This is a genomic window from Acidovorax sp. 56 (assembly GCF_002749705.1).
Lineage (GTDB): Bacteria > Pseudomonadota > Gammaproteobacteria > Burkholderiales > Burkholderiaceae_C > Acidovorax.
In genome coordinates, this window is sequence record NZ_PEEV01000001.1 from 4,612,267 (window position 1) to 4,625,972 (window position 13,706).

General features: G+C 64.6%; 11 protein-coding genes. 1 reads left to right on the top strand and 10 read right to left on the bottom strand.

The features are described 5' to 3' along the window. Positions 1 to 12: 12 nt before the first annotated feature. Together CLU88_RS20450 and CLU88_RS20455 are read right to left on the bottom strand one after the other, a co-directional pair. The gene (locus tag CLU88_RS20450; RefSeq protein WP_233205539.1) at positions 13 to 1,986 is read right to left on the bottom strand and encodes a nucleoside-diphosphate sugar epimerase/dehydratase; all 1,974 of its coding nucleotides are present in this window, start codon (positions 1,984 to 1,986) and stop codon (positions 13 to 15) included. Positions 1,987 to 1,988: 2 nt separating this feature from the next. Next, on the bottom strand, positions 1,989 to 2,624 hold the full coding sequence (locus tag CLU88_RS20455) for an LON peptidase substrate-binding domain-containing protein (RefSeq protein ID WP_099658175.1): 636 nt from the start codon (positions 2,622 to 2,624) through the stop codon (positions 1,989 to 1,991). A 264-nt stretch (positions 2,625 to 2,888) separates the two neighbouring features. Between CLU88_RS20455 and CLU88_RS20460 the strand changes: the two genes are divergently transcribed. Continuing rightward, positions 2,889 to 3,452 (top strand): YggT family protein, encoded by a 564-nt coding sequence (locus tag CLU88_RS20460; protein ID WP_099658176.1) that lies wholly within the window; start codon positions 2,889 to 2,891, stop codon positions 3,450 to 3,452. 150 nt (positions 3,453 to 3,602) lie between these two features. Here CLU88_RS20460 and accD read toward each other — a convergent pair whose 3' ends face one another. From accD to leuB, 8 genes are all read right to left on the bottom strand, one after another. Then, entirely contained in the window at positions 3,603 to 4,475 is an 873-nt protein-coding gene (gene accD / locus CLU88_RS20465; RefSeq protein WP_099659040.1) for an acetyl-CoA carboxylase, carboxyltransferase subunit beta, read from the bottom strand. 119 nt (positions 4,476 to 4,594) lie between these two features. Beyond that, positions 4,595 to 5,428: a tryptophan synthase subunit alpha gene (gene trpA / locus CLU88_RS20470; RefSeq protein WP_099658177.1), complete on the bottom strand. Its 834-nt coding sequence runs from the start codon at positions 5,426 to 5,428 to the stop codon at positions 4,595 to 4,597. Further along, positions 5,425 to 6,702, bottom strand: coding sequence for a tryptophan synthase subunit beta (trpB, locus tag CLU88_RS20475; protein WP_099658178.1), 1,278 nt, complete (start codon positions 6,700 to 6,702; stop codon positions 5,425 to 5,427). The genes trpA and trpB overlap by 4 nt, the downstream gene beginning before the upstream one ends. Then, positions 6,680 to 7,450, bottom strand: a complete 771-nt coding sequence (locus CLU88_RS20480; RefSeq protein ID WP_099658179.1) for a phosphoribosylanthranilate isomerase — start codon at positions 7,448 to 7,450, stop codon at positions 6,680 to 6,682. Before CLU88_RS20480 ends, trpB begins: the two co-directional genes overlap by 23 nt. Continuing rightward, on the bottom strand, positions 7,447 to 8,265 hold the full coding sequence (gene truA, locus CLU88_RS20485; RefSeq protein ID WP_199173554.1) for a tRNA pseudouridine(38-40) synthase TruA: 819 nt from the start codon (positions 8,263 to 8,265) through the stop codon (positions 7,447 to 7,449). The genes CLU88_RS20480 and truA overlap by 4 nt, the downstream gene beginning before the upstream one ends. Before the next feature lie 59 nt (positions 8,266 to 8,324). After that, entirely contained in the window at positions 8,325 to 10,844 is a 2,520-nt protein-coding gene (locus CLU88_RS20490) for a FimV/HubP family polar landmark protein (protein ID WP_099659041.1), read from the bottom strand. A gap of 287 nt (positions 10,845 to 11,131) precedes the next feature. After that, positions 11,132 to 12,262: an aspartate-semialdehyde dehydrogenase gene (asd, locus tag CLU88_RS20495; RefSeq protein ID WP_099658181.1), complete on the bottom strand. Its 1,131-nt coding sequence runs from the start codon at positions 12,260 to 12,262 to the stop codon at positions 11,132 to 11,134. A gap of 316 nt (positions 12,263 to 12,578) precedes the next feature. Continuing rightward, positions 12,579 to 13,649 (bottom strand): 3-isopropylmalate dehydrogenase, encoded by a 1,071-nt coding sequence (gene leuB / locus CLU88_RS20500; RefSeq protein WP_099658182.1) that lies wholly within the window; start codon positions 13,647 to 13,649, stop codon positions 12,579 to 12,581. Positions 13,650 to 13,706 lie beyond the last annotated feature (57 nt).

The window sequence follows — 13,706 nt, forward strand, 5'->3', positions numbered from 1 at the left end:
CTACCTGTTCAGTCATGCCGCCTGCGCAGCCACTTCGGGTGGGTCGGGCTGATCGGGTTGGTAGCCCGGCACCAGGGTGTGCAGCAGCGCCCGCATGCCGTCATGGTCGTTGGCCAGCGCAGCCGCCTGCAGGCGGGTCAGCAGGGCGCTCAACGTGGCCCAGTCAAAGCGCTCCTCTTGCGCCCGCAAGATGCGCGGGTGCGCTGTGGGCAGGGGGTTGTCGCCAATCAGCAGCTCTTCGTAGAGCTTCTCGCCCGGGCGCAGGCCGGTGAAGGTGATGGCGATGTCGCCGCTGGGGTGCTGCGCGTCACGCACCGTCAGGCCCGCCAGGGTCACCATGCGCTCGGCCAGTTCGCGGATGCGGATGGGTTCGCCCATGTCGAGCACAAACACATCTCCCCCTTCGGCCATGGCGCCTGCTTGCAGCACCAACTGAGCGGCTTCGGGGATGGTCATGAAGTAGCGGGTGACCTCGGGGTGCGTCACGGTGATGGGGCCGCCGTGCGCGATTTGCTGGCGAAACAGCGGGATCACGCTGCCGCTGGAGCCCAGCACGTTGCCAAAGCGCACCATCGAAAAACGGGTGGGGCTGCGCCAGTGCGTGTTGGTGGTGCTGGCTTGTGGGCCTGCAGGTGGGCCTGAAAAGGGGGGCTGCGTTGCGTGGGCCATGGCTTGCAGCACCAGCTCGGCCACGCGCTTGCTGGCGCCCATCACATTGGTGGGGCGCACGGCCTTGTCGGTGGAGACGAGCACAAAGTGCCCCACGCCTTGTTCCAGCGCCACGCGCACCATGTTCAGGGTGCCAAACACGTTGTTCTGGATGCCTTCGGCCGCGTTGGCCTCGACCATGGGCACATGCTTGTACGCAGCTGCGTGGTAAATGCAGACGGGGCGGTGCAGGCGGCACAGCTCGGCCATGCGCTGCGGGTTGTTTACGCTGGCCAGCAGGGGCGTGAGCTGGGTCTGGACCACGCCTTGGTGTGCAAGGGTCTGCAGCTCCTGGTGGATGCTGTAGAGCGCAAATTCACTGTGATCGACCAGCAGCAACTGCGCAGCACCCAGCTGCGCCAGTTGGCGGCACAGCTCGCTGCCAATGCTGCCGCCAGCGCCGGTGACCAACACCACCTGGCCCGCGATGTGTTGCTGCATCAGGGGCAGGTCGGGGGCCACGGGCGCACGCCCCAGCAGGTCTTCAATGTCCAGGTCCTGGAAGTCGGTCACCGTCACCTTGCCGCTGGCCAGGTCGGTCAGGCCAGGCAGGGTGCGGATGCGCACCGGCAGCGGGCGCAGGCTTTCGATGATTTGCTGGCGCCGCTGGCGGGGCACGCTGGGCAGTGCCAGCAGCACGTCGGTAATGCCCAGGCGCTGCACCGTGGCGGGCAGGGCCTCGGGCGCATACACGCGCACACCGTTGATGCTGCGGCCCGCTTTGCTGGTGTCGTCGTCGGCAAAGGCCAGCAGGTGGTAGCTGCGCGCGCTGACCAGCCCCGCTGCGGTTTGCGCCCCGGCTGTGCCCGCGCCGTAAATCAGCAGCCGGTGGGGAGCTGCCGCGGTGCGCCCCGCCAGCCACAGCCAGCCCAGCGAGCGGCTGGCGCCCACCAGCAGCAGAAAAATCACCGGCTGCAAAATGCCCACGCTGCGCGGAATCCCCTCCCACTTGCCAATGAGCAGCGTGAGCAGCAGCACCGCGCCGTAGATGGCCACGGCCTTGCCGGTGGTGAGCAGGGCCTGGATGCCGGTGTAGCGGAAGATGGCGCGGTACAGCCCCAGGTTCATCAGGATGGGAAACGCCAACGCTGGTGCCAGGGCGTAGGCAATCCACTGTTTGCCCTCAGGCCAGTGCAGGGTGTCCAGCCGCAGGGTAAAGGCCACCCACATGGCAAACAGGCCCATGCCCGCGTCCAGCGCGGCCACAAACAGGCGCTTGGTGCTGCGGGGCCAAGAAAGGATGTGCTGCAGCACCGCGCGGTCGTCCAGGCCCTGCATGCTCACTGCGCAATGCCCGTGCGTTCCAGTACGTCGCCGACCAGCTCCAGCCGCACCAGCGGGTTGTCCAGCTCCATCAGGCGCTGCTTGAGCTCCATGGGCACGGGCAGCAGCTCGCACCAGCGGTTGGCCACCCAGCCGCAGTCGTCCAGCTGCTGCGGGGTGGGCAATATGGCGGTGGGGTTGAGGGCATCGCGCGCGTGCAAGGTGTGCAGCACCTGCATCAGGGCGGTGGCGGTTTTCTTCAGGTCGTCGGGGATGGGGATGCTCAGGTCCCGGTCCAGCTGGCCCACGTTGGCAATCCACAGGCCGTGCACCAGGTGGTTGCGCTGGGTGATGCGAAACCGCTCCGTGCCCCGGCACAGCAGGGTGATCAGCCCGGGCTGGGGCATTTCCAGCTGGTCAATGATGGCGAGGGTGCCCACGTCGTGAAACTGCTCATCGGGGGCGCCGGCCTGGCGCACCTCGTTGCCTTGGGTGAGTGACACCACGCCGAAGGGGGCTCCGGTCTGGTGGCATTTGCGCACCATGTCGAGGTAGCGCACTTCGAACACGCGCAAGGCCAGCAGGCCGTCGGGGAACAACACCGAAGCCAGCGGGAAAAGGGGCAGGGAAGAGAGGGTCAGCGTTTGGGTCATGGGCAGGGCCTTGGAAGCTGCTCAAAGTGGTCTGCGTTGGGTGGCGGCATCGGGCGCGCACACCAAGCGGGCAGGGGTTGCATCCTGGCCAGCGGGTGCGCCCCGCAGGCCGGGGCTGGGCGTGCATCGCACCCCCTGTGGAGTGGCGTGATGCCCGGGCGGCTGCCGCAATCCCCCAGACAGCGAGGAACAGTTTCTCAGGTCGCTATCATCCCACGGCGCTGCCCACTTTCGCTGGGTGCGCCTTTTCATTCCCTCACGCCCATGCTCTACCAGATCGCTACGTTGTTGCTTGATGTCATTGGTGGCCTGCTGACCGGGGCCTGCCTGCTGCGTCTTTACATGCAGTGGCAGCGTGTGCCGTTCTCCAACCCCGTGGGAGCCCTGGTGTTTGCGTTGACGGACTGGTTCATCCTGCCGCTGCGGCGGCTGATTCCGCCCACTGGGCGCTGGGATGTGTCGAGCCTGGTGGGTGCTCTGCTGGTGCAGCAGGTGCAATACGGTCTGCTGTGGCTGATTGCGGGTGGTGCGATCTCCGGCACGGTGGTGCCACTCATGGCGGCATTTGGTCTGATGCGTGTGGCCATTTCTGGCCTGATCGGCCTGTTGATCGTGCATGCCATCTTGTCGTGGGTGCAGACCCGTTCGCCCATGGCCGATGTGATCGGGCGCCTGTGCGCCCCCTTGCTGCGGCCCGTGCAGCGGGTGATTCCGCTGATCGGGGGGCTCGATCTGTCACCCCTGGTGCTGCTGGTGCTGCTGCAGATCGCGATGATCGTGCTGGGGCATTTGCAGGCAGCGGCGTTGACGGGGGTCTTGCGGTTTTGAGGACGCAGCGCGGCTTCGGCCGACATAACCAACCTCTGCAAACCTGAGGGTTTAAATAAAAATAGCTGCTAGCGCTTATGGGTTAAGCGCTGGCAGCTATTGAATTAATAGCAATTTCATTGCATGCCCCTTTGGCAAGGGGCAGCAGATTCACATCACGGCGTCGGCTGGCAGGCGCTGCAGCATGGCCAGGCTGCTGGCCACGGTGTTGCGCAGTTCGCGGCGGTCGCAGATGAAGTCCACGGCGCCCTTTGTCTGCAGGAACTCGGCACGCTGGAAGCCTTCGGGCAGCGTCACGCGCACGGTGGATTCGATCACGCGGGGGCCGGCAAAACCGATCAGGGCCTTGGGCTCGGCAATCACGATGTCGCCCACAAAGGCAAAACCAGCGCTCACGCCGCCCATGGTGGGGTCGGTCAGCACGCTGATGTAGGGCAGGCCCTTCTTGGCCAGGCGGGTCAGCGCCGCATTGGTCTTGGCCATTTGCATGAGCGACAGCAGGCCTTCTTGCATGCGGGCGCCGCCGGTGGCGGTGAAGCAGATAAAGGGCACCTTCTGCTCAATGGCGGTTTCCACGCCACGCACAAAGCGCTCGCCGACCACGGAGCCCATGGAGCCACCCATAAAGTCGAACTCGAAGCACGCGGCGACCACATTGATGCTCTTGACCGCGCCGCCCATGACGATGAGCGCGTCGGTCTCGCCCGTGTTCTCCAGGGCTTCCTTCAGGCGCTCGGGGTACTTGCGGCTGTCCTTGAACTTGAGGGCGTCCACGGGCAGCACTTCCTGGCCGATTTCATAGCGGCCTTCGGCGTCCAGAAACGCATCCAGCCGCGCGCGGGCGCCGATGCGGTGGTGGTGGCTGCAATGGGGGCAGACGTTCTGGTTCTGTTCCAGATCGGCCTTGTAGAGCACCGTTTCGCAGCTCGGGCACTTGATCCACAGCCCCTCGGGCACCTGGCGGCGCTCGGTGGGGTCGGTTTGCTGGATCTTGGAAGGCAGAAGTTTTTCGAGCCAGGACATGGTGTTCTCCTCTTCAGTGGCTCGGCTCGCCGGGGCGCGGTGCGCGCCTGGGGCAGGCCGGGTGGAATCTGTGGCGCGCCGCATCCGGTGAGGCGGGCGCGCCGGGCTGCATTATGCGACTAGGCGTCCAGCGCCTTACGGATGCCGCGCAGGAAGTCGATGGTCAGTGGCACGACCTTGGCATGCTCCTGATCCTCGATCAGTTGGATGATGCGGCTGCCGATGACCACGGCGTCGGCCACCTTGCCAATCGCCTGGGCCGTGGCCGCATCGCGGATGCCAAAGCCGACGCCGACGGGAATCTGCACGTGCTGGCGGATGCGGGGCAGCATTTGTTCCACCGCTGCCGTGTCCAGCGCGCCCGAGCCCGTCACGCCCTTGAGCGACACGTAGTACACGTAACCACTGGCCACGCGGGCCACCTGGGCCATGCGCTCATCGGTGCTGGTGGGGGCCAGCAGGAAGATCAGGTCCATGCCGTGGGCGCGCAGATCGGCCGCAAAGGCCTCGCACTCTTCGGGCGGGTAGTCCACGATGAGCACGCCGTCCACCCCAGCCTCAGCGGCATCGCGCACGAACGCACTACCTGTGGCAGTGCCAGTTTCAGCCTTGCCGTGCTTTTGGTCGTAGCGCTCCACCGGGTTGGCGTAGCCCATCAACACGACGGGGGTAGTGGTGTTGCGCTTGCGGAATTCGCGCACGTGATCGAGCACCTGCACCATGCCGATGCCCATGCTCAGGGCCTTTTCGCCTGCTTTCTGGATGACCGGGCCATCGGCCATGGGGTCTGAGAAAGGCACGCCCAGTTCGATCACGTCGGCACCGGCCTCGACCATGCCGTGCATGAGCGAGGGGGTGATGTCCGCAAACGGGAACCCGGCCGTGACGTAGGGGATCAGCGCCTTGCGGCCCTGTGCTTGCAGTTGGTTGAAAGTGGTCTGGATGCGGCTCATGGCTTGGCTTCTCCCACAGCGCCCTTGACGGACAGGCCGCGCATGGAGGGGCGGTCGTAAAAATCTTCGCCGGACAGGTCGGCCACCGTGCCGATGTCTTTGTCCCCCCGGCCCGACAGGTTCACGAGGATGGACTGGTCAGGGCGCATGGTTTTGGCCAGCTTCAGGGCATAGGCCACGGCGTGGCTGGATTCGAGTGCAGGGATGATGCCCTCGGTGCGGCACAGGTAGTGAAACGCTTCCAGTGCTTCCTTGTCGGTGATGCCGACATATTCGGCCCGGCCGATTTCCTGCAACCACGCGTGCTCGGGGCCCACGCCTGGGTAGTCCAGCCCTGCGCTGATGCTGTGGGTTTCGGTGATCTGGCCGTTGTCATCCTGCAGGATGAAGGTGCGGTTGCCATGCAGTACCCCGGCGCTGCCTTTTTGCAGCGAGGCCGAGTGCTTGCCGGACTCCAGCCCTTCGCCAGCAGCCTCCACGCCAATCAGGCGGGTTTTCTCAAACGGAATGTAGGGGTGGAAGATGCCCATGGCGTTGCTGCCGCCGCCCACGCAGGCAATTACCGCGTCGGGTTGCTGGGCGGGCAGCTTTTGCTCGGCCAGCATGGGGGGCATCTGCTCGATGGATTCCTTGCCGATCACGCTCTGGAAGTCGCGCACCATCATCGGGTAGGGGTGGGGGCCTGCCACCGTGCCGATGATGTAGAAGGTGTTGTCCACGTTGGCGACCCAGTCGCGCATGGCCTCGTTGAGCGCATCTTTCAGCGTCTTGCTGCCCGATTCGACCGGCACCACGGTGGCGCCCAGCAGCTTCATGCGGAACACATTGGGGCTTTGGCGCTTGACGTCTTCGCTGCCCATGTAGACCACGCATTCGAGCCCATAGCGCGCGCAGATGGTGGCGGTGGCCACGCCATGCTGGCCGGCGCCTGTCTCGGCAATCACGCGGGGCTTGCCCATGCGCTTGGCCAGCATGGCCTGGCCGATCACGTTGTTGATTTTGTGCGCGCCCGTGTGGTTCAGGTCTTCGCGTTTGAGGTAAATCTGCGCGCCGCCCATTTCGCGGCTGGTGCGTGCGGCGTGGTAGACCGGCGAGGGGCGGCCCACGAAGTGCTTGAGTTCGTATTCGAACTCGGCCAGAAACTCAGGGTCGTGCTGGTAGCGGGCGTAGGCGTCGCGCAGTTCCTGGATGGCGTGGGTCAGGGTTTCACTGACAAAACTGCCGCCGTAGGGGCCAAAGTGGCCGGAAGCATCAGGTTGCTGATAGGAGCTCATGGGGGTTCTTTGCAAGTTGGGCATCGGCCGCACGCACGGCGGCAACGAAGCGTTGGATTTTTTCGGCGTCCTTGATGCCTTTGATGGGCTTGCCATCGGGGCCATCGGCTTCGACGCCGGAACTGACATCAACCGCCAGCGAGAGGCCTCGCGGGCGGACTTGCAAAATGCCATCGGTCACGTTTGCAGGCGTGAGTCCACCAGACAAAACGAGGTGAGAGCTGACGCTTGGTGGAAGGAGTGACCAATTGAATGCCTTGCCGCCGCCGCCATAGCCGTCGACATGGGCGTCGAGCAGGATGGCTTGGGCGTGTGAAAAATCCTGGGCGTATTTTACGAGGTCAAAGCGTTCAGCTCCATCGCCTAGGGGTATGCGTGCAGCGCGCAAAAACGGACGTAGGCCGTGGCCGGTGGCCTGCAGACAATCGGCCGGGGTCTCATCACCATGAAACTGCACGATAGCGCCCGTCACCATTGCGCTAGCAGCTTCTATTTTTGTAGCAGTCTCGTTGACGAAAAGCAGCACGGGTGTCACGAACGGGGGCAAACGTCGGGCCAGTTGTGCCGCCCGCTCGGCCGACACCGCCCGTGGGCTGGGGGCGTACAGCACAAAACCCACCGCGTCGGCACCGGCCGCCACAGCGGCATCCACGTCTTGCTCTCGAGTCAGGCCACAGATCTTGATGCGCGTGCGGGCTGCGGGTGGCGAAGGAGGGCGTGTGTCTGTCACCAAGGCGCGGTTCGTCATGGCAGCCAATCAAAAGGAGGGGTGCGGTCGGGCAGATTCCAGCTGGCATCGTAGACGGGCCCGAGAAAGTACAGCCCGTCTGGCGAAAAGGTGGGGGCCGCTGCATCGCGCGAGCGGGCCTGCAGCACCTGCTGCATCCAGTCTGCAGGCTGCTTGCCCATGCCAATGGCCACCAGGCACCCCATGATGTTGCGGATCATGTGGTGCAGGAACGCATTGGCTTCGAATTCAAACCGCCAGTAGCAACTGCCCCAGCCCAGCTCCGGGTGTGGGGCGGCCTGCCGGTTGCAAGAGATGTCGATGCGCTGCAGCGTTTTGACCGGTGACTTGGCCTGGCAGGCCGATGCCCTGAACGATGTGAAATCGTGCTCGCCCAGCAGCGCACTGGCGGCCTGGCGCATGGCATCGCCATCGAGCGGGTGGTACACCCAGCCCACGCGGCCCGCATCCACGCTGGGGCGCACTGGCGATTGAAGCAGCACGTAAGCGTAGCGCCGCGCCGTAGCGCTGCCGCGCGCATGAAAGCCCGGCGGCACATGCCGGGCCCACTGCACCGCGATGTCTGGTGGCAAAAAGGTGTTGGTACCGCGCACCCACGAGGCATCGGGGCGGCGCAGGGGGGTGTCAAAGTGCACCACCTGCATCAGCCCGTGCACGCCGCTGTCTGTGCGGCCAGCACACAAAGTGCCTACCGCATGCGTAGCAAAGCGGCCCAGGGCCGCTTCTAGCTTGTCTTGAATGGTGTTGCCAGACAACTGGCTTTGCCAGCCGTTGTAGGCATGGCCGTTGTAACTGACCCCCAACGCCACCCTCACAGTGGGGTTGGGGGGCTGTGCTGGGTGGCTCAGGTGCTCGGGCGGGGCGTCTGCCTGCATTAGCCCAATTCAGCGAGCAAACGCTGGGCACGGGTTTTGAGCGCGCCCGTGGCTTCCGCCACGACTTCCTCAATCAGTGTGCGGGCACCGTCGGTGTCGCCGATGGCGTTGAACTCTTCTGCCAAGGCCAGTTTGGTGGCCAGCGGATCGTCGTGGGCAGCAGCTTCGCCATCATCGTCGTCGTCCATAGGGGCCGACGCAGTGATGATTTCTTCGCTGACCACAGGAGCGGCGGGCTGTGCTGGGGCCGTGAGGTCCAGAGACAGGTCACCCAGATCGAACTCTAGAGCGTTGGCATCAGGTGCACTGGCGGACAGCGGGGTCAGCGCCGACGGCAGCATGGTCAAGTCGTCCACCGAGTTCAACGTGTGGGCCGCTTCGGCCATGGGGGCACGGGCGGTCTCGGGTTCGTCGTCCAAGTTGGGCAGGGCCAAATCAGGCGCCAGGCCCGAGGCTGCCGCGGCAGCCGCAAAGCCTCCGGCTGCAGGCGCATCGGTCAGTGCGTCATCGGGCAGGTCCAGGTCCAGGTCCAAGTCCAGGTCAGAAGGCAAGGCAGCACCCGCTGCGCCCACGGCACCAGGCATGGTCGAGGCAAAGACGCCCGCAGGAGCCTGGTCTGCGCTACCGCCTGGGCGGCCGCCGGGTTGGTACAACGGGTTTTCAGGGTCCAGCGTGCGGCCCAGGTCGGCAATGCGTGCCCAGTCAGGGCCTTCGCCTTGGGTGAGTTTGAACACATCACCCGCCACAGCTTCCAGGGCCTTGCGGTCTTGGCGCTTGGCGTAGATTTCGCCCAGCTTCACGTGCACCGAGACGCGGGCGGGGTTGTGGCGAACGGCTTCTTTCAGGATTTCTTCGGCCTGCAGGTCGCGGCCATAGGCCAGGTACACGTCGGCTTCGGCCACGGGGTCGACATCGCCACCCGCATCCAGCTGGCTGGGCGAATAGGCCATGGACGAACCACCCGTGGTCATCTCGCTGTTGGCCGTGTCAATGCGCTGGCCACCGCTGGCGCCGAAGAACGAATCGGGCTGGATGCGGCTTTCGAGGAAGGAGCTGTCCACCCCGTCGGCATTGCGGCGGCGCTGCACGACCCGGTACACCCCAAAGCCAGCCAGCAAGGCCAGCAGGCCGCCACCGGCCAATGGGATCATGGGGTCGTCGAACAGGCCCGAGAAGAAGCTGGGTTCTTCAACGGGTGGTGGTGGAACCGGTACGGGCTTGGGTGCCACGGGGGCAGAGGCTTCCGCGACTGGTGCCGATGCGGCATCCGACGCAGCAGAGGCTGCTTCAGCAGGCACGCTGGCGGCTTCCGCAGGCACTGCGGGCGCCGATGCTGGGGCTTCGGGTGCGGTGGGCGTGGCTGGAACGCTGGGCGCCTCAACCTTGATGGCGGCGGGGGCACTGGCAGGCGCAGCCGCTGCGGGGGCTGCTCCGGCCGCCGACGCTGCACTGACCTTGTTCAGGTCGCTGATGTTCTTGGACAGCTCGGCCATGCGGGCGTTGGCCTCGCTGGCTTGCTTGTCCTTGGCCAATTGGTCTTCTGCTGCCTTCTGGCCTTTGAGCGAGCCCTTGGAGATGGTCAGCTTGTCTGGGGCGGCGGTGGCGGGCTTGCGGTCTTCGACCTGTGCCTGCACCTTGCCGCTGGCAGAGCGTTCTGCCGAGGCCACGGTGGTGCTCGGTGCGGAGTCTGCCAGCTTGCGGCGGAAGGTGTTGAAGTCGCGGCTTTGGGCCGACAGAATTTGGCGTGCTTCGCTGGTGGGCACCGATTTGACGGTGGCCTCATCAGGCATTTGCAGCACGGCACCGGCGCGCACGCGGTTCACGTTGCCTTGGATGAAGGCATCGGGGTTGGTGCGCATCATGGCCACCAGCATCTGGTCGAGAGACACATCTGCGGGGCGGTGGGCGTTGGCGATGCGGCCAGCGGTGTCGCCGGCCTTGACGGTAACGCCATCGCCAGAGGCGGGCGCCGCTGCAGGGCGGGGTGCCGGTGCTGCACGGGGTGTGGCAGGCGCAGCCGCAGCCGCAGGTGTAGCGCGAGAGGCTGGTGCAGGGCTTGCGGCCTGTGCAGCCACTTGGGGCGATGCCGTCACGGTGGGCGCAGCGCGGCGCAGCGCTGGCGGGTCAAACAGCATGGTGTAGCTGCGAACAATCTTGCCTGTGCCCCAGGTGGTGTCCAGCACCAAATCGACAAAGGGCTCGTTGACGGGGCGATCGCTGGTGACGCGCAGCACGGCGCTGCCATCGGCGCGGCGTTGCAGCTGCACCTGCAAGGCGTTCATCAGGGGGGTGAACTCCATGCCCTGTGAGCGAAACACTTCAGGCGATGCCGTGGAAGTGCGCAGGGTTTCGGCTTCGGCCGGGGTGATTTGCGGCACGTCAATTTCTGCACGCAGGGGCTCGCCCAGCGCAGATTGGACTGTGATGCGGCCCAAAGCCAGAGCAGATGCTTCGCTGGTGTAAAAACCGGCAGAGACCACGGCCGCGGCCGCTAAAGCTGAAAATTTCCAACGATGCATGTTTGCCATCAACTGATTAGGTTTTGCGGCTCGGTCGAGCGGTGCTGTTTTTCTCATGATCTGGTTCCCGCCCCGGCGCGTGAAAATATGTAAAAAGCACCATAGCAGCAATGTTTTGCACTGACAAGCTGAGGTGGTGCCGAAGCTTTGGTCCGCCGCATTGCGCCCCAAATTGGTGCAAAAACATGTTGCCAAACGGCAACGTGGCGTAACTGGTTGTTTCCCGCCCATTTATGAAAAAAGCGCGCAAAACCGAAGTTTTGCGCGCCTTCGGTGCGGCAGCCGGATCAGGCGGCCAGCAAAATGCGCAGCATGCGGCGCAGTGGCTCGGCAGCGCCCCACAGCAATTGGTCGCCAATGGTGAAGGCGCCCACATATTCAGGGCCCATCGCCAGCTTGCGGATGCGGCCTACCGGGATGGTCATGGTGCCCGTCACGGCCACGGGGGTCAGGTCCTTGATAGTGGCTTCGCGGGTGTTAGGCACCACCTTCACCCACTCGTTGTCGGCGGCGATCATGGCTTCGAGGTCGGCCACGGGCACGTCCTTCTTGAGCTTGAAGGTCAGGGCCTGGCTGTGGCAGCGCATGGCGCCCACGCGCACGCAGAAGCCGTCTACGGGAATAGCCGCAGAGCTGAAGCCCTCGCCCAACCCGAGGATCTTGTTGGTCTCGGCCATGCCCTTCCACTCTTCCTTGGACATGCCGTTACCCAGGTCCTTGTCGATCCAGGGGATCAGCGAGCCGCCCAGGGGCACGCCAAAGTTGGCGGTTTCAGCGCCGGTCAGTGCGCGCTGCTTGGCGATGACCTTGCGGTCGATTTCCAGGATGGCGCTCTTGGGGTCGTCGAGCAGGGATTTCACTTCGGCATTCAGCGTGCCGTATTGGGTGAGCAATTCGCGCATGTGCTGCGCGCCGCCGCCCGATGCCGCCTGGTAGGTCTGGGTGCTCATCCACTCGACCAGCCCGGCCTTGTACAGCGCGCCCACGCCCATCAGCATGCAGCTCACGGTGCAGTTGCCGCCCACCCAGTTCTTGCCGCCGTGGGCCAGCGCGTCCTTGATGACGGGCATGTTGACGGGGTCCAGGATGATGACCGCGTCTTTTTCCATGCGCAGGGTCGAAGCAGCATCGATCCAATGGCCGTTCCAGCCCGCAGCGCGCAGCTTGGGGAAGACTTCCGTGGTGTAGTCGCCACCTTGCGCGGTGATGATGATGTCGCAGCGCTTCAAGGCGTCGATGTTGAACGCGTCTTGCAGTGTGGTCTCGTTCTTGGCCTGCGCGGGGGCTTTGCCGCCTGCGTTGGACGTGGAGAAGAACAATGGCTCGATCAGATCGAAGTCTTTTTCTTCGATCATGCGGTCCATCAACACCGAGCCGACCATGCCGCGCCAGCCGACCAAACCTACCAACTTGCTCATTTCAACGCCCTTTCAGATTAAGAAACAGTGCCAGACCAGACTGTTTGCCCCGGCTCGTCTGGCCAGGGAGGGCGCACGACGGTACCGGAGCTGGATCAGCCCTTAATAATGGTCGTGGTTTTGGTGGTGATTGCGCGCACAGCCACGCCTGCCAGGGCGGCAGTAGCGGTGTTCAGGACGAACGGGCGGGCGGCAAACATGGGTGTGGATTCTAGCTGAATGTGCCAGCTGGCCAATGGGGAGATTGCGTACAGAGGTGCCTGGCAGAAAAAAGGGCGGCCATGGCCGCCCTTTAAGTGGGTCGTGCTGGCGTCGTTCAGCCCAGCGCCTTCACCACCGCATCCCCCATTTGCGCCGTGCCCACCTTGGTGGTGCCTTCGCTGTAGATGTCGGGCGTGCGCAGACCCTGGGCCAGCACCTTTTGCACGGCGCCTTCGATGCGCTGGGCAGCGGCTTCCTGGTTCAGGCTGAAGCGCAGCATCATCGCGGCCGAGAGGATGGTGGCCAGCGGGTTGGCCACGCCCTTGCCAGCGATGTCGGGGGCGCTGCCGTGGCTGGGTTCGTACAGGCCCTGGTTGCTGCTGTTCAGGCTGGCCGAAGGCAGCATGCCGATGGAGCCGGTGAGCATGGAGGCTTCGTCCGACAGGATGTCGCCAAACATGTTGCCCGTCACGACCACGTCAAACGCCTTGGGCGCCTTGACCAGTTGCATGGCCGCGTTGTCCACGTACATGTGCTGCAGTTCGACGTCGGGGTATTCCTTGTGCACGTCGGTGACCACGTCCTTCCAGAACTGGAAGGTTTCGAGCACGTTGGCCTTGTCCACGCTGGTGACCTTCTTGTTGCGCTTGCGGGCTGCCTGGAAGGCGACGTGGGCGATGCGCTCAATCTCGGGGCGGCTGTAGCGCATGGTGTCGAAGGCTTCTTCGGCACCGGGGAAGTGGCCGTCGGTGGCCACGCGGCGGCCACGGGGCTGGCCGAAGTAGATGTCGCCGGTCAGCTCGCGAATGATGAGGATGTCCAGGCCCGCGATCAGCTCGGGCTTGAGGCTCGATGCGCCCACCAGTTGCTCGTAGCAGATGGCAGGGCGGAAGTTGGCGAACAGGCCCAGGTTCTTGCGCAAGCCCAGGATGGCCTGCTCGGGGCGCAGGGGGCGGTCGAGCTTGTCGTATTTCCAGTCGCCCACGGCGCCGAACAGGATGGCGTTGGCTTCCTTGGCGAGTTTGAGGGTGGACTCGGGCAGCGGGTGGCCATGCGCCTCGTAGGCGGCGCCGCCGACCAGGGCGGATTCCATTTCGAACTTCAGGTCGAGTGCCTTGAGAACCTTGACGGCCTCGGCCACGATTTCGGTACCGATGCCGTCACCCGGCAGAACTGCGATTTTCATTGTCTGGTGCTTTACTTTTGATAGCTGCCAGCGCTTATTAGATAAGCGCTAGAGGCC

Coding starts and splice junctions, on each gene's coding strand:
- accD (WP_099659040.1), bottom strand. CDS start 4,475: ATGTCCTGGCTCGAAAAACTTCTGCCTTCCAAGATCCAGCAAACCGAC.
- CLU88_RS20490 (WP_099659041.1), bottom strand. CDS start 10,844: ATGCATCGTTGGAAATTTTCAGCTTTAGCGGCCGCGGCCGTGGTCTCT.
- leuB (WP_099658182.1), bottom strand. CDS start 13,649: ATGAAAATCGCAGTTCTGCCGGGTGACGGCATCGGTACCGAAATCGTG.
- trpB (WP_099658178.1), bottom strand. CDS start 6,702: ATGAGCTCCTATCAGCAACCTGATGCTTCCGGCCACTTTGGCCCCTAC.
- CLU88_RS20480 (WP_099658179.1), bottom strand. CDS start 7,450: ATGACGAACCGCGCCTTGGTGACAGACACACGCCCTCCTTCGCCACCC.
- CLU88_RS20460 (WP_099658176.1), top strand. CDS start 2,889: ATGCTCTACCAGATCGCTACGTTGTTGCTTGATGTCATTGGTGGCCTG.
- trpA (WP_099658177.1), bottom strand. CDS start 5,428: ATGAGCCGCATCCAGACCACTTTCAACCAACTGCAAGCACAGGGCCGC.
- CLU88_RS20455 (WP_099658175.1), bottom strand. CDS start 2,624: ATGACCCAAACGCTGACCCTCTCTTCCCTGCCCCTTTTCCCGCTGGCT.
- asd (WP_099658181.1), bottom strand. CDS start 12,262: ATGAGCAAGTTGGTAGGTTTGGTCGGCTGGCGCGGCATGGTCGGCTCG.
- CLU88_RS20450 (WP_233205539.1), bottom strand. CDS start 1,986: ATGCAGGGCCTGGACGACCGCGCGGTGCTGCAGCACATCCTTTCTTGG.